Origin of the sequence: Paenibacillus sp. N3.4 (assembly GCF_008017805.1) — a bacterium.
Classification (GTDB): domain Bacteria; phylum Bacillota; class Bacilli; order Paenibacillales; family NBRC-103111; genus Paenibacillus_E.
On record NZ_VRTT01000038.1, the window covers coordinates 47,419 to 67,431 of the forward strand.

Here is a 20,013-nt window from a genome sequence, read left to right on the forward strand (position 1 = left end):
GACCAATAACGAAAGAAGGTAGATTATGGTTAACACAACTGTGTTAAGTTCCAGAAGTATGCCAATCAGCTTTACGCTGCCGCATTTGAACGAAAAACTGAGAATTGAGCAGGGCATTAATGACGTATCAATGCTGTTAAGCAGTGACAAAAGTGTAAGTACTGTGGTTGCAGACACACTTGGTTGGGACACCGTATATGCAATCCGAGTACCTGATATTAATAATGCTATTGTGGCAAAGAAGGCTTCGCCGAAGACATTTACGCAAACCACGACAGACCCTGATCTTGGAATTGAAGTTTCAATTGACGGGGAATTCGGCGACTGGGCTATCAGTAGAGGCGGTGATGGGCAAAACTTACATATGAAAATACCTATTACCAAAGGTACCTACACTACACCAAATAAAACATATTCATTAAACAATTGTAACGCAGTTATTAATATAAAGCTTGCCTATTTCCCGAATCAGATACCTCAATCAGTATCAGAAGTAGGCTCAAAGCATGATCTCAAGCTTAAAACAGATCACACAGACGAAGAACCAATCGTTTTCCTAGTATCTTTTCTATTCCCTCATGGTGCTGATAAGCCTGCAAGTGATGCATTACTGCAAGGAGCATTCAGGGATTGGTTTAATGCTAACATTAAGAAGTTTGAGCATATTTTTTCAACTGTAAATATTAACCTGCATACTGAAGATATTAAATGGTTAAAGCCAACCTATACCAGCTATGCATATAGTGATAATCCGGATCCTGACGAAAGCTTTTTCGCTGTACTTTGTATGACAGACGGACGCTCGGGAAAAGGTCTTACACATGCCTTATCCCCCTCAGCTATCGCACCCGACAGCAGAGCGAGCTTCCTGATAAGTAGAAGCCTGTTTCTAGAAAAATCTATGCTTCCTGGAGTTCCTACAGTATTTGTTGATTCATCAGTTGATAACTTCCAATTGATCAATGGAAAGACTGAAATTAGTAATAAAGACGGTGTAATACTAAAAATAAAACCAATAAAATATGGGGCCATATATTATACTCCTTATGCAGAAAGCTTTAATATATCAGTAAATGAGCACGAGATTATTACAAAGATCAAAGCTCGCATTGTATTTTCACCAGGTATAGAAGCAGTAGTAAGTACGACAACTTATCAAACCATTGAATTGGTTAATAAGCCGGATGGGACTCAGACTATAGGCTTTAAGGCATCGAGGCCTACAGAAAGTATGCATACAATAGAAACAGCTACTTGGGTAATCGTAACCACAGTAATAGTTGGTTTAATTGCAACTGTATACGCTTCTCTTGTTGGATATGTAGTGGGTGATCTTACTATAAAACTTATAGTTTGTACGATAGCTATTTTCGTAGGCGTATTGATAACATTGCTGCTCAGTGTCGTCCTGCAAACTATTGCAAAGGGGGTCGCTGAAAGTATGCCTTCCATAAATCCTGTGATCCAAGCAGCAACTGGCCCTATCGTTTGGCCTACTGCCAAAACAGAGTTCAAATTGACTTCCGCACAGCTCAATGGTGCTCTTCAATTTGGCGGAGATCCTGGCTTCGCGCTGTAAGCTTGCCACATCGTATATAAAAGAAAGAAGGATGAAAGATGTCAAACGAGAACGAGTTGTTATTGCATCCTATCAATATGCCGGTAACCTTTCATATGCCGCATATAAATGAAATGCTAATATCAAAATATAAAGTATCAAATACAGTCAAAACAGCAAATGATGATACTCCTATGAGTGTGATCCCTGCAAACACAGCAGGTTGGGATATGGTTCATCTTACACGCATTTCTGAATTGAATAAAAGAATTCAAGAAAACCGCACTTCACCAGCCCATTTCAAGTGCAGCTTTGACGATGATGATACTGCACTTTCCGCAACAATTAATGGAAGCTTTGGTACATGGCAAATAGAAAGGGGCGGCTATGGCAGTTTTGTGAATATGACAATACCTATCGCCCAAGGCGAGATTATTATTAATGGTAAATCAATAGCTATTGATAGCTTATCGGTTCGTGCACAAGTAGATTTGGAAAAATTATCACAAGAAAATGCTTCACAGGATATAAAAGTTATTTCTATTCAGTCACCGGAAAATTGTGGTGTAAATGAAACTGTAAGAAGTATACTGTTCCACACCATTGAAATCTGGCTAAAAAATAATAATTCTGAGTTTTCCAATATTCTGGCTATAAAAAATACAGGACTTTTGTCTTCTGAAGAATGGCTCAAGCCAACCTCTACAACCTGTGTTTATAAGGAAGGAGAGGATGACAGCACCAGTTATTTAGGTTTATTGTGCATGACCGAAAATAAATCTTCCGATGGCCTGAATCACAGAATACCCTTAACCGAAATTCCGGAAAACAAAAAATCTTTACTCATGCTTGGAGAGCATCAAATATTGGAGAAGGCATATTTACCTAAATTAGCAAACAGGTTTGGCAATCATTCAATAAATGATACTTCATTCAATCCGAAGGTGGCATTACTTGACTCAAAAATAGTAGCAAATGAAGTACAGACACTTGTAAGAATCAATGTTAATATACGGGAAAATATTGATGTTGATATAGATATAACTACTTATGAAGCTCTCTCTTTTGACACTGATCCTACTAAACAACAGATAAGTTTCATAGAAAGCAGGGATCCTGAAATCTCTTACGGCATCAATGCTGCCGCCGGGACTAGTATTGCAGATCAAGATGTTGATCACATTACAGCTATTGTGGACACAGTCATCCAAAAGTATATGGAGGAAGGATAATCAAGAAGCAGAATAAAAATAAATCCATAGTAATGGAGCTGTCACAAAAGTAACATTTTGGTTTTGCTTTCTACAGTCTCAGTTGGACACTAAAACTAATATTCGCTCTTTATTTAATTAACTCGTGGGAGTGAAACAGGTAATGGTGGGAGAGCGCATCGCTGGCAGCGATGAGGTCAGGGGTTCAGTCTGCGCGTACGTAATGGGTGAATTGGCTTCGTAGGAAAAGCATCAAATGGAGGAGCACGACGTCTACCGCTAAAAGTCCACTTCGAGACGGCTTCGTCAGCCTATAATCAGGATTCATACATCCCTTTACTTATCCGGTGTTGTGTTAAAAAATAAGGCATAAAGAAAGCTGTCGAGACTTTCTCGACAGCTTGAGCAGGTCGTTCCCCATTAGAGGGCGAGCTGCTTTTTCTTTGTGTTAACCTTATTATTCCCTTCACATTGACTACGAATGTATGAAGTTCTCCAAAATTGAGAATGCTCTTACATTATTTTGCTAAGCTGCTAGCTGATTGTTTTTCTTTCCACATCATTGTAATGACAAGACCAATAAACATAATGACAGCAGCAAAGAGATACGGATAATTGATGTTTACATCAAATAATATACCGGCTAACGCGGGCCCGACGATATTGCCCAAGCTTGTATATGTTGAGTTCATTCCAGCGATAAATCCTTGTTCTTTTTCGGCCGTTTTTGATAAATAGGTCGTTAATGCTGGTCGTAATAAGTCAAATGCGAGAAAGATGAAGCAAGTTGTTAGTAAAATGGCTAAATAACTAGAGATCATGGTGGATGCTACCGCTAATACTACGCCAGTGATTAAGCATATCTGGATGAGTTTCTTTTCACCGAGTTTATCTACCATTTTACCAAACATAAAGACCTGAACAACAACCCCGAAAATTGAGCTTAGTGTAATAATGGTAGCAATATCTCGTGGAGTGAAACCAAATTTATGATCAGAATACAGACTAAATACAGTTTCATATTCTGATAAACCAAAGGCCAGTACAAACACAATAATAAAGGCAATAAAATATAATGGATGAAATGATCGTTTGATATCTCTTACAAAGTTTGTATCTTTTTTAAGCTGTGTGATTTCCAAAAGCTCCTGTTTGGTTAGTGGCTCTTTTAAAATAAATAGGGATGAAATACATGTTATTAATGCGAAGCCACCAGCAAAGTAGAATGGGGCACGCACACCCAGCTCAGCAATAAAACCTCCAATACCTGGGCCAATAATAAAACCGAAACTAATGGCGGCAGAAATATAGCCCATCGCTTTTGGCCTTTCCTCTATTGAGGTAATATCTGCAACATAGGCAGTAACGGCTGGCATAATAAATGCACCACTAGTGCCCCCTAATTTTCTGGATAAATAAAGAACGGATACATGTGTACCTAAACCAAAGATCACCTCTGATACACTGAAGATGAATAAGCCGATTATGATCATTTTCTTTCTGCCATAAGTGTCAATCCATCGTCCTGCCAGGGGAGACATGAGTAATTGTGCGAACGCAAAGACCGTCATAAGATAACCCATCGCTTGGCCTGATAAATGCATAATATTCATAAAGGATGGCATAACAGGGATGATCAGTCCGACTCCTAGAAAAACAATGAATATGTTACTTAATAGAATGAGTAAGACTATTTTTTGTTCTTTCAATGGTTTCTTCATGAAGTAATACCTCTCTCTGTAAAATCATAGCTGTGAAATACCTCTCCAAAATACGGTCCATGAGGCATTTAATTTATCATTTAAACGTTTTTCATTATTACCATATACAAGCTCTAACATGATTGAATCAACTACACCTAAGAAGGAAAGAGTAGGGATGAAGGTTGCATCTGCCATGATGACTTTGGCATCTTGTAAAACTTGTAGAAATAGATCATCTTTCCCTTTGAAATGAGCATAGAGAGACTGTTTTCTCATACCAACATTCTCGGCAATTTGAGACAGAGATGCTCCCTCATACCCATGAATTGCAAAAAATTGTAAAGCTGCGTCTTTAATTCCCTTTTCAATACAATCACCTTGATATTAACGAACGTTCGTCAGTTTTATTATTGAATTTAATTTTTTAATGCAATTGTAAATTGTTTTCAGTGATTAAGGTCGAGAGGTGAAGAAATACAAAGCAACAATGAATTCTAAGCATAATCTGCTCATATTCGAGAACCTTCTGGAACAAAAATTTGAAACAAGAAAACCATGTGAGAAATGGCTTTCCGATATCACATATATTGTTATAGATGAAGGGTATTATTAGCTTGCGTGGGAGAGTGCTTGCATGGCATGCAAGAGGTCAGGGGTTTGATCCCCCTATTTTCCATAAGAGATTGGTGAGAAAACGGCAGAGATGCCTTTTTTTATTTTGATTTTTTCCACACTCCACACATGTGGAGTGTGTTGTTGGTGAGAACGCAGTGATTATGAGTCGCATTTACCTTGATTATAGATGGTTCATCCCATGCGAATGCTACAGTTACTAGAGCCGAATTTGCGACGATGTTAGTCAAAGCACTTGGTTTAACGTTAGAAGGTGCACCCAGCTTTAAGGACACCAAAGAGCACTGGGCGGCAGATGCGATTGCTACATTAAAAGCTAGTGGTATTATCAATGGCTACGAGGACGGAACATTCAAACCGAACCAGATAATATCTAGAGCGGAAATAGTGGTTATGCTCTCAAAGTAATGAACACTACATTAGTAAAAGACGCTAAGTTCGAGGATGTTTTAGGTCACTGGGCTGAGGCTGAGATTGATACGTTATCCAATATGGGTATCGTAAAAGGTGCAACCGATGATTCATTCACTGACGAATGTGGTCTATACCTACCACAAACGGGATACGATTATCGGGAATTTGAACCCGGCAGGCGTTCTAATTCAGTTAGAGAGAAAGCTTAACGAGCTTACCGATATTCGAATAACTGATTACGCTTACCTTTCTCCGGAACAAACGGGCAGGATCAATCGTAGCCCGGAGAGGCGTAGCGACTTATATGCTTTAGGGATGATTTTATACGAAATGCTTGCAGGGAGCCTGCCATTTCGAGCACAGAGTAAGGAACAATGGGTGCATGCCCATCTTGCAATGATGCCAATTCCTCTGAGCAGGCTACGTCCGGAAATTACGGGCCCTCTCGAAGGTATGATTATGAAACTTTTGTCGAAGATGCCCGAGGAACGCTATCAGAGCGCTCACGGTGTGATAGTCGATTTACAACGGTGTGTCTCTTCTATAGAAGAGACAGGTGGAATTGTTCCCTTCGAGATTGCCCGTGCAGACGATGACAGCCGCTTTCAGCTCCCGAATAGCCTCTTCGGACGCGAGGCGGAGGAGGTTCAGCTCTCCAAAGCTCTGGAACAGGCTCGTGCCGGCGGATGCGCATTTGTAATGGTGTCTGGAGGGGCAGGTAGCGGTAAGACCGCGCTCGTTCATCAGCTTCAAGGTTCTGTTATACGGACAGGTGGCCGCTTCATTGCGGGCAAATGCGATCTGATGAATCGGGATATTCCGTTCTCGCAGATCCTAGAAGCGCTTCGAAGATTGATTTGGCAAGTGTGGAGCGAATCTCCAGAATCCATCGCAAGACTTAAAGTACGGTTAATGGAGGCATTAGGCCGCGGAGCGGGTGTTATTGCACAACTATTACCGGAAGCGGAGAAGCTCCTTGGTAATCTTCCTTCGGTAGAACGGCTGGGTCCTGCAGAAGCGGCCATTCGTTTCCGTCTGCTGCTTCCTATTTTCATACAAGTATTTGCGGACAGCGGACATCCCCTTGTACTCTTTCTGGACGATCTACAATGGGCGGATCCTGCTACGATGGATGCCCTTCGTACGGTTGCACAAGACCCCACCTTACATAGTTTATTATTGTTAGGTGCATTCCGGGAAGAGGCAGCACCGCACCAGATAGCGACCGAAGATCCCCGAGCAACGGCAACCGCATGGATAGAAAATTCATTCCCGCGGCATAAGACTTCAACTTCGCTTAGTGTGCAGCATATTGCGCTCGATCCTCTGACCTATATCGACGTTAGACAATTCGTATCGCATATCGTTAAGGAAAATTCCGCTCGCATCCGAATGTTAGCGGAGTCTTTATACCACCGAACAGGTGGTAACCCGCTCTATCTACACCGTTTTCTGGACAGTTTGTACCGTGAAAAAAAACTATATTATGACGAGGAGAAATCCAATTGGGCCTGGGATACAGCAGTAGTTAAGCAAATATCCGAAGATCCTGACATTCTGCTTTTAGTCGGTACTCGTATCCGCATGCTGCCATCCGATACCATTGAACTGCTAGCCGTAGCGGCGGCTATCGGGCATCGATTCCGATTGTCGGCGGTCGCTGTGGCAAGCGGGCACTCTATGATTTATGCGAACCGGCTTTTACGCGTAGTCGAGGAAGAAGGGTTAATCTCGCAGGAGAATGATTCCAACGAAGCGGATACAGACGAAGTTTACTATACTTTTCTGCATGACCGAGTGCAGCAGGCCGCTTATCAGACGGTTCACTAAACGCAACAAGCAGATCTGCACCTCAAGATCGGACGTTCCATGAGTAGCCTTACATCGGATAGCTGGGACGAAGGGATATTTGATCGGGTTTACCACTTGAATTTAGGCAGCGAACGAATGGAAAGTCAAGCGGAAAAGCGGGAGTTAGCTGCATATAATCTCCAAGCTGCTTTGAAGTCGAAAGCGTCCACGGCTTTTGCCTCCGCCAAGAACTTCCTTGAGAAAGGCTTGCGTCTTGTCGAGAATGAGGAGCAGGGGCAGCATTCGCTAGCGTATCGGTTAATGCTGGAGTTGCCCGTATGCGAATATATGTGCGGAAGCGTCCACCGCGCGGAAGAGTTGCTCGATCAGCTACTGCTCCGCACCGTGGGCGTGGTTGAGCGCTCCCGTATTTACCTGATTCAAATCCCCATGTATGCCTATCTCAAAAAAGATCGAACAGCCGTGGCTATTGGATTCAAGGCGCTTGAGGAAATCGGATTTCTGGTGCCGGAGAACCCCCCAAATGCCCTAATCAAGGAAGAAATGCGCCTGGTGCAAATCGCAATGACTAACATGCTTAACGAACCAGAGCTTGTGCCAAGCGACGATCCCCATGACCTTGCAATGTCCAATCTGGTCATGGCGATATCGACATCGGTATTTTCATTAAGTTCTGAACGATCTGTCGTGTTATTTTCCAGATTCATTCGATTAAGCCTGAAGCATGAAAAAGGTAGTAGCGAGGCTTTTGCGTATATCCTTGCGGTTTACGGTGTCATTATTCTTGGGAATAAGAGCGTTGCTGTCCCAATAAGCCGTCAGTGCATGGATGCTGCTTTCCGAATAGCGTCATCTTTCGAAAGTACGGATTTGTTATGCAAGTTGAGCTATTTTAGGGGAATCGCTGGACTACTGCACCAACCAGAAGAAAGTATCGTGTATTTCGAGCAATCGATGCGTTATGGAATGGAATCCGCGAATTTGGTCTTTGTTAGCTTAGTGGCGTTTACGTGCGCGATTACCCACACTGGAGATTTGCATACCTTGTCTGCACGGATAACGAACTACGAAGATGTGACAAGGCAGCTTCTGGATGAAGTCACGAAGAACGCATTTCGAATCTCGCGATGGTATATCGCCCAATTGCAGGGGGGCAGCGGCGAGGACGAGGAAGTTGTATTGCCGGTGCAGAATGATGGATACAAGGGGACTATGAATAACGAAGTTTCTTATATTTATACGTGTAAAATAGAAGTCGCTTATTTGTTCGGACGGTACAAGGAAGCTCTGGAGTGGATAGAACAAGGGGAGTTCAATACCGCCAGACAGAATTGGTTGCAAGCTCGTAAGCAACATGTTTATCATGCGCTTACGCTTGCCGCTAGATATGCCGAGGCGCCAACGGAGGAACGTACAGGCATTCGGGCCAGATTGAGGAAGTTATTGCGGGGCATGAAGCAATGGTCCGGATACTATGGACAGAACACTTCGGTCTGCTTGCTCGTCTCGGCCGAGTTGCATAAGATTGAAGGGAATTCGGTCGCTGCCGCCAAAGGGTACGAAGATGCGATCCGTGAAGCGCAAAGCCTAGAAGACAGGTTGATGGAGGCGATCGCTTGCGAACGAGCTTCCATATTCTATCGGGAAGCGGGAAGCCGGAACGGAGCGGACGTGTTGATGGCGGATGCGTGCGTTGCTTATTCGGCGTGGGGGGCTTCGCGAAAGGCACAAAGGTTGCGAGAGGATTACCCAGGTCTACGGTTCTCAGGCGCCCAATCGCAATCGCAAGAAGACGGAATGGTGGCTGAAGGATTAGCTGGATTTGCGAAGGAGCGCGATAGGGTACCGACAATCGGCGACGATAATGTGCTCATTAAACAAATTTTGGAAGGGTCGAGTACGGGGAGTGGCGAAGATGCCATGCATCGCTTCCTGGAATCGGCGATTCGTTATTCGGGTGCGGAGAAGGGATACGTGATAACCAGTCACGAAGAGGGCTTTACGATAGAGGAGCAAGCGGGCGATCATAAGGATGTTCGGAATGAGGCTTCATTCGTAGAGACCATCGTACGTTATGTCGCCGGGACTGGGGAACCGGTTGTGCAGGGCGATGCTTCGCGTAGCCTATTTACGACGGATGCCTATGCTCATCGCAGTCTCCCGCTATCCATCCTCTGTATGCCGATTCTTTTTCCGGGACAGTCGCGGTCGTCCGTTCTGTATTTGGAGAATAACCTCCTCGCTGGCGTGTTCTCTACGAAGACACTAGAGGTGCTAGATCTCATGATCGCCCGAATGGTGTATGTGAGATCATTGAATCATTGGCGTCAACAGATTAGAGATTCAAACGATATCGTTAGTCCTTCCACATTGTCTGTTCAAGATTCGCTGCTGTTCGTCGAAACGCTGACGACCCGCGAAATGGAAATGTTGTACGCATTGGCGGATGGCTTGTCTAACAAGGAAATCGCTTATCGGTTTGGGTTAACGGAAGGTACGGTCAAGAGTTACGTGTTCAACTTATACGGTAAGCTTGGGGCGAAACGACGAGCTCAGGCAATTGCGCGCGCAAGGGGAATGGGATTATTGGACCAGATATATGGCGTGAATAAATGATAAGCCAATAATTGGAGCGGACAACTGCTCTATTATTGGCTTATTTTTTTTTGCGCAACTAACTTTCGTTAGTACTGTTGAGTTACGTGTAGGATATATACTTGATCTTCGGATGTAATATTGTGTAATCGTTCGGTAGAAATTAATGAGGAGGTTGAAGGGGATATGTTACGAAGGCGAGTACAGGGTATTAAGAAGTTAATGATTTGTCTACTCACATTGTCGTTGATTTCGCTTGGTACATGGTCAGTAGGTAATGTTCGGGAAGCGCAAGCTCAATCTTTCGGAGATTTTGAGTATTCTTTAGTTGGATCATTTGCCTATATTTCAAATTATGTTGGAGTAGATGAAGTGGTTACTATCCCTGACAAAGTAGATGGGCATTCTGTAATTGGAATAGGTTATGAAGCCTTTTATTTAAAAAAATTAACGAGTGTGACGATTCCAGAAGGTGTATTAAGTATAGGTAGGTCTGCATTTGCTGGCAACCTATTAACGAGTGTGACGATCCCGAACAGTGTAACGACTATAGGAGCATCTGCATTTCTTCAAAACAAACTTACGAGTGTGACGATTCCAGAGGGCGGTAACGAGCATAGAGGAAAGCGCATTTCAGTACAACCAGTTAACGAGTGTGACGATTCCAGAGGGTGTAACGAGCATAGAGGAAAGCGTATTTCAGTACAACAAATTAGCGAGTGTGACGATTCCGAACGGTGTAACGAGTATAGGCGATCGTGCATTTGAGTATAACCAATTAGCAAGCGTGACGATTCCGAACAATGTAACGAGTATAGGCAATGAAGCATTTTCGAATTGCAAATTAACGAGTGTGACGATCCCGAACAGTGTAACGAGTATAGGGGGAAATGCATTTAGTCATAACCAATTAACGAGTGTGTCGATTTCGGAGAATGTAAAGAGCATAGAGGGTAGTGCATTTTCTAATAATGAATTAACGAGTGTGACAATTCCGAACGGTGTGACGAGTATAGGAGGAAATGCATTTCAGTACAACAAATTAACAAGTGTGTCGATTCCAGGGAGTGTAACGAGTATAGGAGAATATGCATTTCAATATAACCAATTAAAGAGTGTGACAATTCCGGTTGGTGTAACAAGTATAGGAGAATATGCATTTCAGTATAACCAATTGACGAGTGCGACGATTCCGGTTGGTGTAACGAGCATAGGCAATCATGCATTTTCTTTTAACCAATTAACGAGTGTGACGATTGCGAATAGTGTGACGAATATAGGGAAATTTTCATTTTATCATAACCAATTAACGAGTGTCACGATCCCAAGCAGTGTAACGAGCATAGGAGAATATGCATTTAGTACGAACCTATTAACAAGTATTATTGTTGAAGGGGATTCAACCACAATAGGAGATACAGCGTTCAGTGGTAATCCAAACAGTACGATAATAGCGTTTGATCCTTCCCCCGCGAAGAACAATGCGAATAATTTTGGGTATCCATACCTCAATATTTTGTCTGCGGGAGTCAGTTATTCTCCTAACGGTGAATCCGTGGGTAAGCAATCGATGTCAATAAAGGTATCGGTAGCTATTCCTGATTCCATACCATCAGCCCATACGTATTACCAATGGTCATCAACGGAAACGGTACCAGAGGGGCCGAACGCGGGATGGGTAACGTTCACGAGCGAGGATTCCATTACTACGCCTCCTGCTGCAGGTACGTGGTATCTGTACGTTCGAGTAGACGATCAGAATGAGAATCATACAGTCGGTTATTCCCATTCCAAAGCGTTTAAAGTTACTAATGCCTTGCTGCTGAGCGCACCGACGAATGTAATTGCGACCGCAGGTAATGGAACGGCGACGATTAGCTTCAATGCCCCAGTGAGTGACGGCGGTAGCGCGATCACGGGCTATACGGTTACGTCCAATCCGGGGGGATTCACAGGAACTTCTGCAACTGCGAGTCCGATCACAGTCACGGGACTGACGAATGGAACGGCGTATACGTTCACGGTAGTTGCGAAGAATGGTGCAGGCGATTCGGCGGCATCAGCAGCATCGGCTAGCGTCACACCCAATACGAAGGTAGTGCCAGGCGCGCCAACGAATGTAAAAGCGATCGCAGGTAAAGAAGCAGCAACGGTTAGCTTCAATGCCCCGGTGAGTGATGGCGGTAGCGCGATCACGGGCTATACGGTTACGTCCAAACCGGGAGGATTCACAGGAACCTCTACAACGGCGAGTCCGATCATAGTCAGAGGACTGGAGTTTGGAACGGCATATACGTTCACGGTAGTTGCGACGAATGCTGTAGGCGATTCGGCGGCATCAGTAGCATCGGCTAGCGTGACAGCCAATTCGAAGACATGGCCAGGCGCGCCGTGGGATGTAAGAGCGACCGCAGGTAAAGGAACGGCGACGGTTAGCTTCGAAGTCCCAACGGATGATGGCGGGAGTGCGATCACGGGCTATACGGTTACGTCTAATCCGGGGGGATTCACAGGGACCTCTGTAACTGCGGGTCCGATCACAGTCACGGGACTGACGAATGGAACGGCGTATACGTTCACGGTAGTCGCGAAGAATGCGATAGGAACCTCGGCGGCATCGGTCCCATCAGAACGTGTGATCCCTAGCGCAAATGAGGATTATACGTATGAATTAAATGCGATGCTAATGGCGACGATTACAGGTTATCGCGGAGTAGATAAAGTGGTTAATATCCCTGCTGAATTAGATGGGCATGCTGTAGTCGCATTAGGCCGGCAAGTATTTATGGGTAAAGATGTATCGAAGGTCACGATTCCGGTGGGTATAACGAGTATAGGAGAATTTGCATTTTATAACTCCCAATTAACGAGTGTGACAATTCCGGTGGGTGTAACGAGTATAGAGCAATTTTCATTTTATGGCACCCAATTAACGAATGTAACGATTCCGGGAAGTGTAACGAGTATAGGAAAACTTGCATTTGCTAACTCCCAATTAACGAGTGTGACGCTTTCGGAGGGTGTTACTAGTATAGGAGAGAGTGCATTTTCTGATAACCAATTAACAAGCGTCACGATCCCGAACAGTGTAACGAGTATAGGCAATAGTGCATTCATTACTAATAAATTAACAAGCGTCACAATCCCGAACAGTGTAACGAGTATAGGACAATCTGCTTTTAAATATAATCGATTAACAAGTGTGACGCTTTCGGAGGGTGTTACTAGTATAGGCAGGGAAGCATTTTCTAATAACCAATTAACGAGTGTCACGTTCCCAAGCAGTATGAAGAGTATAGGTCTTAGTGCATTTGAGTACAACCGTTTTACAAGCGTGAGAATTCCAAAAAGTGTAGAGAGCGTAGGTATTTATGCTTTTGAAAATAATAGCCTATTAACAAGTGTTATTGTTGAAGGAGATTTAACTGCAATAGGGGCTCTAGCATTCGGAATGAATTCAGACAGAAAAGGTACGATAATAGGGTTTAATCCTTCTACCGCGAAGGATTATGCTAATAATACTTGGTATCCTTTCCTTAATATTTTGTCTGCGGGAGTCAGCTTTTCTCCAAACGGTGAATCAGTGGGAAAACAATCTGTGTCAACAAAGATAACGGCAGCCATTCCTGATTCCACACAATCAGCCCGAACTTATTACCAATGGTCATCAACGGAAACGGTACTAGAGTGGCCGAACGCGGGATGGGTAGCGTTCACGAGCGAAGATTCCATTACTACACCTCCTACTGCAGGTACGTGGTATTTGCACGTTCGTGTTGACGACCAGAATGCAAGTCATGTAGCAGGATATTCTTATTCAAAAGCGTTTAAAGTGATTGCAGTGCCGAGCGCTCCGACGAATGTAACGGCGAACGCAGGGAACGGAGTAGCAACAGTTAGCTTCGACGCCCCAGCGAGTAATGGAGGAAATGCGATCACAGGCTATACGGTCACGTCCAGTCCGGGAGGATTCACAGGAACCTCTGCATCCGTGAGTCCGATCACAGTGACGGGACTGACGAATGGAACAGCGTATACGTTCACGGTAGTCGCGAAGAATGGTGCAGGCGATTCCGCGTCATCGGAGGCGTCATCGAGCGTTACACCGACTGCGCCGATTGTTGTCGTGCCAGATGCTCCAACGAATGTAACAGCGATTTCAGGTGATGGAGAAGCGACAGTTAGCTTTGACGCCCCAGCGAGTGATGGAGGAAGTGCGATCACGCAATATACGGTCACGTCCAGTCCGGGAGGATTTACAGGAACCTCTGAAACCGCGGGTTCGATCACAATCACGGGACTGACGAATGGAACGGCGTATACGTTCACGGTAGTCGCGAGGAATATTATAGGCGACTCCGCTGCATCGGCGAGTGAGACGCCCGTTGTGCCGAGCGGTGCGCCGAGCGCCCCAAGGAATGTAAGGGTGAGTGCAGGGAATGGAGAAGCGACAGTCAGCTTTGACGCCCCAGTCAGTGATGGCGGTAGTGAGATCTTCTACTATAAAGTCGCATCCGATCCGGGAAGATTCATAGGAACTTCTATGACCGCGAGTCCGATCACAGTGACAGGACTGACGAATGGAACTTCATATACATTCGTAGTATACGTGGAGAATTATGCAGGCTATTCGGCAATATCGGAGGCGTCAGCGAGTGTTACACCGACTGCACCGATTGTTGTGCCGAGTGCACCAGGCACGCCAATGAATGTAACAGCTACTGCAGGTAACGGAACGGCAACGGTTAGCTTCGACGCCCCGGCGAATGATGGCGGGAGTGCGATTACGCTTTACACGGTTACGTCCAGTCCAGGGGGATTCACGAAAACTTCTGTAATCGCAAGTCCCGTTACGTTTACGGGACTGACGAATGGAACGGCGTATACGTTCAAGGTAGTCGCGAAGAACGGTACAGGCGATTCGGCGGCATCGGTGGCGTCAGCGAGTGTTACACCGACTGCGCCGATTGTTGTGCCGATTGCACCAGGCACGCCAACGAATGTAACGGCGACCGCAGGTAATGGAACGGCAACGGTTAGCTTCAACGCCCCGGCGAATGATGGCGGGAGTGCGATTACGCTTTACACGGTTACGTCCAGTCCAGGGGGATTCACGAAAACTTCTGTAACCGCAAGTCCCGTTACGTTTACGGGACTGACGAATGGAACAGCGTATACGTTCAAGGTAGTCGCGAAGAACGGTGCAGGCGATTCGGCGGCATCGGTGGCGTCAGCGAGTGTTACACCGACTGCGGCGATTGTTGTGCCGAGTGCACCAGCCATGCCAACGAATGTAACGGCGACCGCAGGTAACGGAACGGCAACGGTTAGCTTCGACGCCCCAGCGAGTGATGGCGGGAATGCGATTACGCTTTACACGGTTACGTCCAATCCGGGAGGATTCACGGGAACTTCTGCAACCGCGAGTCCGATCACGGTCAGGGGACTGACGAATGGAACGGCGTATACGTTCACGGTAGTTGCGAAGAATGGTATAGGCGATTCGGCGGCATCGGAGGCGTCAGCGAGTGTTACACCGACTGCGGCGATTGTTGTGCCGAGTGCACCAGGCACGCCAACGAATGTAACGGCGACCGCAGGTAACGGAACGGCAACGGTTAGCTTCGACGCCCCAGCGAGTGATGGCGGAAGTGCAATTACGGGCTATACGGTTACGTCCAGTCCGGGAGGATTCACGGGAACTTCTGCAACCGCGAGTCCGATCACAGTCAGGGGACTGACGAATGGAACGGCGTATACGTTCACAGTAGTTGCGACGAATGGTGTAGGCGACTCCGCGGCATCATTGGCATCAGTGAGTGTGACGCCGATTAGTGTGCCAGGTGTGCCAGGTGTGCCAGGAGCGCCAACGAATGTAACAGCGACCGCAGGGAATGGAGCAGCGACCGTCAGCTTTGACGCACCGGTCAGTGATGGCGGTAGTGCGATCATGCTGTATACAGCCAAGTCAAGTCCGGGAGGATTTACAGGAACCTCTGCAACTGCGAGTCCGATTACAGTCACGGGACTGACGTATGGCACGGCATATACGTTCACGGTAATTGCGACAAATGTAGTAGGCGACTCCGCGGCATCGGTGGCATCGGCGAGTGTGACACCCGTTGCGCCGATCGGTGTCGGTGTGCCGAGCGCTCCGAGGAATGTAACGGCGAGCGCAGGTAATGGCAAGGCAACGGTTAGCTTCGACGCACCGTTGAACGATGGCGGTAGTGCAATCACGGGGTATACGGTCACGTCCAATCCGGGAGGATTCACAGGAACCTCAGCAACCGCGAGTTCGATCACAGTCACGGGACTGACGAACGGCACGGAATATACGTTCACGGTAGTTGCGAAGAATGGGGTCGGATCAAGCGCAGCGTCCGCTCCGTCCAAGGCTGTTATGCCAAGAGGCAGTGGAGGTAGCGGCGGGTCGGGCGGTTCTGGTGGAAGCGGTGGAAATGGCGGAAGCTCCAACATTGACCCGATTCGCTCAACAAACGGGAATCTTACGCTTCCGTTAGGAAACTTGGCGAGATGAGCTTGGATGGCAAGATCCTCATTACTGTTCCAGCTAATGCTTCAGACAAAGAATTGAAGATAACGATAGAAGAATTAAGTGAGATTCCTGGCCTGCTGGCGAATCATGAGGTGCTGGCAAGCTCTATATTCGAGATTCTAAAGAATTACTCGGGCAATTTTAGTAAACCGGTGACATTGACTTTTACCTTTGACCCGACCAAGGTAAAGGATAATCAAACAATAGCCTTGTTCTATTATGATGAAGGAAAGAAGGCTTGGGTAGAAGTTCCTGGAGGCAAGATCGACGGGAACCAGATCCGCGTAGAGGTTAACCATTTTACGAAGTTCGCGGTGCTTGTAGTGGATAAAAAGTCGGGCTTGCCCATCGTAGCGACTGAGTCCACGGAAGTTAACTTTAGCGACATCGCCGGTCATTGGGCGGAAGAGACAATCAAACAAGCGGTGCGGCAGGGAATCGTTAATGGCTACACGGATGGCAGCTTTAAACCGGACGCAACGATTACGCGTGCAGAAATCGTTACGATGCTAATGAATGCATGGAAGCCTTCAAATGGAAACACAACGTTAAGCTTCACCGATACGAATGAGATTACTACTTGGGCGAAGAAAGCGATCACTCAAGCAGTAGAATCCGGCATCTTGTCAGGCTACACAGATGGTAGCTTCCGCCCGGACGGGAACATTGCGCGGATGGAAATGGCGATGATGATTGCTAAGGCGTATGGCGCGAAGATCCCAACGGATGTCGCGACTGGCTTCTCCGATGAAAGCGAGATTCCAGAGTGGGCCAAGGGAGCGGTGTTCATGATTAAACAGATAGGCATCGTCAAAGGACGCGACGGTAACCAGTTCGCACCTAAAGAAACGGTAACACGTGCCGAAGCTGTGACGGTGATCATGAACCTGCTTCATGTGAAGAAAATCGAATAGGATTCGAGATATGGAGACCTCTAGGCATAGGGGTCTTCTTTATTTTGGCTTTTTAGATGATAGGGTGATGGTTAACCGCTCTGCAAGCTCTAACGTTCGGCATGGGTGAAGATCAAGGAAGTGATTGAGTTGTCAGACGTTTTTATTTCTAGGAAGTATCCAAGACACAGCACTCAACACATGTGGAGTGTTGCTCACTGTTGGTCAGGAAAATCCAATGAGGTTCAAATGTAATCACTTTTCCTGTATCAACAACACAATCAATCATCTTCTTCAGTATAACCATTGGGTTCGGTACATGAAGTAAAAAGGCATGGCATATTGCAATATCGTACTTTCTTTCCAAAGCAATCTCCTGAATGTCGAGGAAGCTTTGTGCTTTGGATGGATCGATGGAGTCAAAAAGAAAATTTCTGAAACGGAGCTGGCTCAGAGGTTGTCACCTAGAAGTAAAAAAAGCTCATGGACTGAATTAAAATAAAGAACGTGTCCGCCACCTCGAAAAGTTGGGGTTAATGAGAGACGAAAGGAAGAAGGGTTCTTCCTATTATGGATCACAATTCTCTTAGGATAGATGAAGATATTGAACTAAGGCTAAAGGAGGAAAAGAATGCATCGCTTGCGGTTTTGATTTCGAGGTTTTCTATGGACAAGTTGGACATGGTTTTATTCAAGTACACCATTTGGTGCCTTTGCATTCTATTAGAAAAACATATAAATTACACCCTATTAAAGACTTGAGACCCGTATGTGCTAATTGTCATGCTATCATTCACAAGCATAAGCCGGAGCTTAGTATTGAAGAGTTAAGTAACATGATAAATGCCTGTAAAATTTAATTTATTGAATCAGCCGCATAAACCAATCTCCTTAATATTTTTCTATTTGGATAGCTGAACAAGTCTATAAGTCATTGATAAATTAATAGAGGATGATCTATTTTGAAATTTGAAGAAGAATATCCCTCGCTGGAATCGTTCTGGAGAGCAGTAATTTTGTTCGGCAGAAACAGCGCATCGTATAAATTTTCCATGGCAAAATCTTTAATCTAATTAATCCCAAGTGGTAAGTCCTTCATCACTTTGGAAGAATTAGCTGTTCCCTTTTCTAATAATATAATTGAACACTTGAAGCTCAATGATAAACAAACCACTTCCCAATCGAGTATTATGCTTAATGCTTGTCGGCAATTCATAGCTGAAGATATTACCCATGAGCAACTGATCCAGCAAACTGTAAAATATGGATTTGTAAATGTGCTGGATGCATTTCATGTAGTGAACCAGGGGGATATCCCTGTTAAATTTTTCGAAAATGACAGGAAGGCAAAGCAAAAGGGTATTGTCATAACAGATGACTTGTTCAAATTACAGGAAACCAATTCTTTGGGAAGCTGACCGAGATTGAACCCGATGGATCAGAGGGAATCCCTCGAATTTACTATCTGCACGAGTTGGAGAGCTCCGTAATAATTAATAAAGTCGTGGAAGAGCTAAAGATTTCTTCCCGCGCAATGGACAAGCGTGTGCTGTTAAATCTAATCGCAGATATGTTGGAGAAGAAGAAATCCGGAGATTATCGAGTTATTGATGAGGTAGAGCTCTTGGCTCTGCAAGAGGGGTTAGCTAACCATAAACTGGCTTCGGTTCAGCATGTGAAACTCCAACGTCCAGATATCGCAATTGAAATAACTGTGCCTGATATCGGCACAAAAGTACTGCAATTTGACCCTAAATATAAGCTGCAAAGTGAAATGAGCCCTAATATAGTCTAGTCGAAGAAGATGAGAATAAGAATGAAACGGGAAACCGAAAAGGTAGATATCGATAAAATGCACGCTTATCGAGATTCAATTCGCGATGGAATGAATAATCCAGTCATTCAATACGTGGCAATCCTTTATCCAGGAAAAACTGTCAATTACACGGCTGGATTAACTGCAGTTAGGGCATATCCAAATGAAGACGAGAAATTAGGGATGACTTTAATTGAAGTATTGAAAATGGAGATTAATCGTTGTATAAGTTCTGGAATTTCGCAGGGCTGATGAAGAAATATAAACTGTTATATGGCAATTTTAACTTATGACTAAGACATTCTTAGGAGGATTGGCTAATGGAGTTTTTCTCAAAAATATGGAATTTAGTAGATACAAAGAATTTTCAATTCAAGGATAATCGAGGTAATTTTTTTAAAGAATATGGGGATGTAGATGAAGAAACGAAGCTATTAGCTCGATTGATTGCCATATTTATTCCTATTTTGATAATGTTGCAGGCAATTGATGATAGAGATGAAAAGTTGGTTGATGAAGCAAAGCGAACATAAAACGTGCTCTCGCTGATTAAGAAATGTCATTACGCTAACGGATACGTTTGTTGATAGGGATCTCTTTATAAATAGTTTGTTAGAAGTACTTCAAATCTTATTTGTAAATCGGGATTTCTACTCTAAAACACCACTTCAAAACTTAATTTGTAAATCGATTTTATATGAAAAACCAGCAAACCCTTATGGAGGCCACTGAAGAACTCTCTGTTTTTCAGAATTTCTAAATCTCTAAACAAAAAGACGACTCATTTCCATTTTAAAATGGAAGGAGCCGTCTTTTTTA

At 44.8% G+C, this 20,013-nt stretch carries 16 protein-coding genes and 2 pseudogenes; 16 read left to right on the plus strand and 2 right to left on the minus strand.

The annotated features are described in order from the left end of the window. Positions 1-25: 25 nt before the first annotated feature. Positions 26-1,579, plus strand: a complete 1,554-nt coding sequence (locus FU659_RS19360) for a TULIP family P47-like protein (protein WP_147949077.1) — start codon at positions 26-28, stop codon at positions 1,577-1,579. A gap of 38 nt (positions 1,580-1,617) precedes the next feature. Beyond that, the gene (locus tag FU659_RS19365; RefSeq protein WP_147949078.1) at positions 1,618-2,790 is read left to right on the plus strand and encodes a TULIP family P47-like protein; all 1,173 of its coding nucleotides are present in this window, start codon (positions 1,618-1,620) and stop codon (positions 2,788-2,790) included. A 497-nt stretch (positions 2,791-3,287) separates the two neighbouring features. Here the strand turns inward: FU659_RS19365 and FU659_RS19370 are convergent, their stop codons facing one another. Together FU659_RS19370 and FU659_RS19375 are read right to left on the minus strand one after the other, a co-directional pair. Then, the gene (locus tag FU659_RS19370; protein WP_147949079.1) at positions 3,288-4,490 is read right to left on the minus strand and encodes an MFS transporter; all 1,203 of its coding nucleotides are present in this window, start codon (positions 4,488-4,490) and stop codon (positions 3,288-3,290) included. Between the two features lie 24 nt (positions 4,491-4,514). After that, positions 4,515-4,841, minus strand: coding sequence for a TetR/AcrR family transcriptional regulator (locus FU659_RS19375; protein ID WP_147949080.1), 327 nt, complete (start codon positions 4,839-4,841; stop codon positions 4,515-4,517). A gap of 97 nt (positions 4,842-4,938) precedes the next feature. Between FU659_RS19375 and FU659_RS39355 the strand changes: the two are divergent. The 14 genes and pseudogenes from FU659_RS39355 to FU659_RS19440 all read left to right on the plus strand — a co-directional run. Next, positions 4,939-5,079: pseudogene (locus tag FU659_RS39355) on the plus strand (IS3 family transposase); the annotation flags it as partial. Positions 5,080-5,324: 245 nt separating this feature from the next. Beyond that, positions 5,325-5,513 (plus strand): S-layer homology domain-containing protein, encoded by a 189-nt coding sequence (locus FU659_RS19380; protein WP_222708584.1) that lies wholly within the window; start codon positions 5,325-5,327, stop codon positions 5,511-5,513. Further along, positions 5,513-5,728 carry an S-layer homology domain-containing protein gene (locus tag FU659_RS38905; RefSeq protein WP_147949082.1) on the plus strand — a complete coding sequence of 72 codons (216 nt, stop codon included), beginning with the start codon at positions 5,513-5,515 and terminating at the stop codon, positions 5,726-5,728. The genes FU659_RS19380 and FU659_RS38905 overlap by 1 nt, the downstream gene beginning before the upstream one ends. Further along, positions 5,625-7,349 carry an AAA family ATPase gene (locus FU659_RS19390; protein ID WP_397356087.1) on the plus strand — a complete coding sequence of 575 codons (1,725 nt, stop codon included), beginning with the start codon at positions 5,625-5,627 and terminating at the stop codon, positions 7,347-7,349. Before FU659_RS38905 ends, FU659_RS19390 begins: the two co-directional genes overlap by 104 nt. A 39-nt stretch (positions 7,350-7,388) precedes the next feature. Then, on the plus strand, positions 7,389-9,947 hold the full coding sequence (locus FU659_RS19395) for a LuxR C-terminal-related transcriptional regulator (RefSeq protein ID WP_147949084.1): 2,559 nt from the start codon (positions 7,389-7,391) through the stop codon (positions 9,945-9,947). Between the two features lie 165 nt (positions 9,948-10,112). Beyond that, the gene (locus tag FU659_RS19400) at positions 10,113-10,694 is read left to right on the plus strand and encodes a leucine-rich repeat domain-containing protein (RefSeq protein ID WP_147949085.1); all 582 of its coding nucleotides are present in this window, start codon (positions 10,113-10,115) and stop codon (positions 10,692-10,694) included. After that, complete coding sequence (locus FU659_RS19405; RefSeq protein ID WP_147949086.1) at positions 10,582-16,467, plus strand: leucine-rich repeat protein; 5,886 nt, start codon at positions 10,582-10,584, stop codon at positions 16,465-16,467. The genes FU659_RS19400 and FU659_RS19405 overlap by 113 nt, the downstream gene beginning before the upstream one ends. Beyond that, positions 16,464-17,399 (plus strand): S-layer homology domain-containing protein, encoded by a 936-nt coding sequence (locus tag FU659_RS19410; RefSeq protein WP_147949087.1) that lies wholly within the window; start codon positions 16,464-16,466, stop codon positions 17,397-17,399. Before FU659_RS19405 ends, FU659_RS19410 begins: the two co-directional genes overlap by 4 nt. 355 nt (positions 17,400-17,754) lie before the next feature. Beyond that, positions 17,755-18,008 (plus strand): annotated as a pseudogene (locus FU659_RS37370) (YdeI/OmpD-associated family protein); the annotation flags it as partial. Between the two features lie 5 nt (positions 18,009-18,013). Next, positions 18,014-18,238: an HNH endonuclease gene (locus tag FU659_RS38910; protein ID WP_147949092.1), complete on the plus strand. Its 225-nt coding sequence runs from the start codon at positions 18,014-18,016 to the stop codon at positions 18,236-18,238. Between the two features lie 243 nt (positions 18,239-18,481). Continuing rightward, entirely contained in the window at positions 18,482-18,796 is a 315-nt protein-coding gene (locus FU659_RS19425; protein WP_147949088.1) for a hypothetical protein, read from the plus strand. Between the two features lie 56 nt (positions 18,797-18,852). Then, the gene (locus FU659_RS19430; RefSeq protein ID WP_222708586.1) at positions 18,853-19,173 is read left to right on the plus strand and encodes a hypothetical protein; all 321 of its coding nucleotides are present in this window, start codon (positions 18,853-18,855) and stop codon (positions 19,171-19,173) included. Positions 19,174-19,194: 21 nt separating this feature from the next. Beyond that, the gene (locus FU659_RS19435) at positions 19,195-19,446 is read left to right on the plus strand and encodes a nuclease domain-containing protein (RefSeq protein ID WP_222708587.1); all 252 of its coding nucleotides are present in this window, start codon (positions 19,195-19,197) and stop codon (positions 19,444-19,446) included. A 68-nt stretch (positions 19,447-19,514) separates the two neighbouring features. Beyond that, positions 19,515-19,727: a hypothetical protein gene (locus tag FU659_RS19440; protein WP_187274258.1), complete on the plus strand. Its 213-nt coding sequence runs from the start codon at positions 19,515-19,517 to the stop codon at positions 19,725-19,727. Positions 19,728-20,013 lie beyond the last annotated feature (286 nt).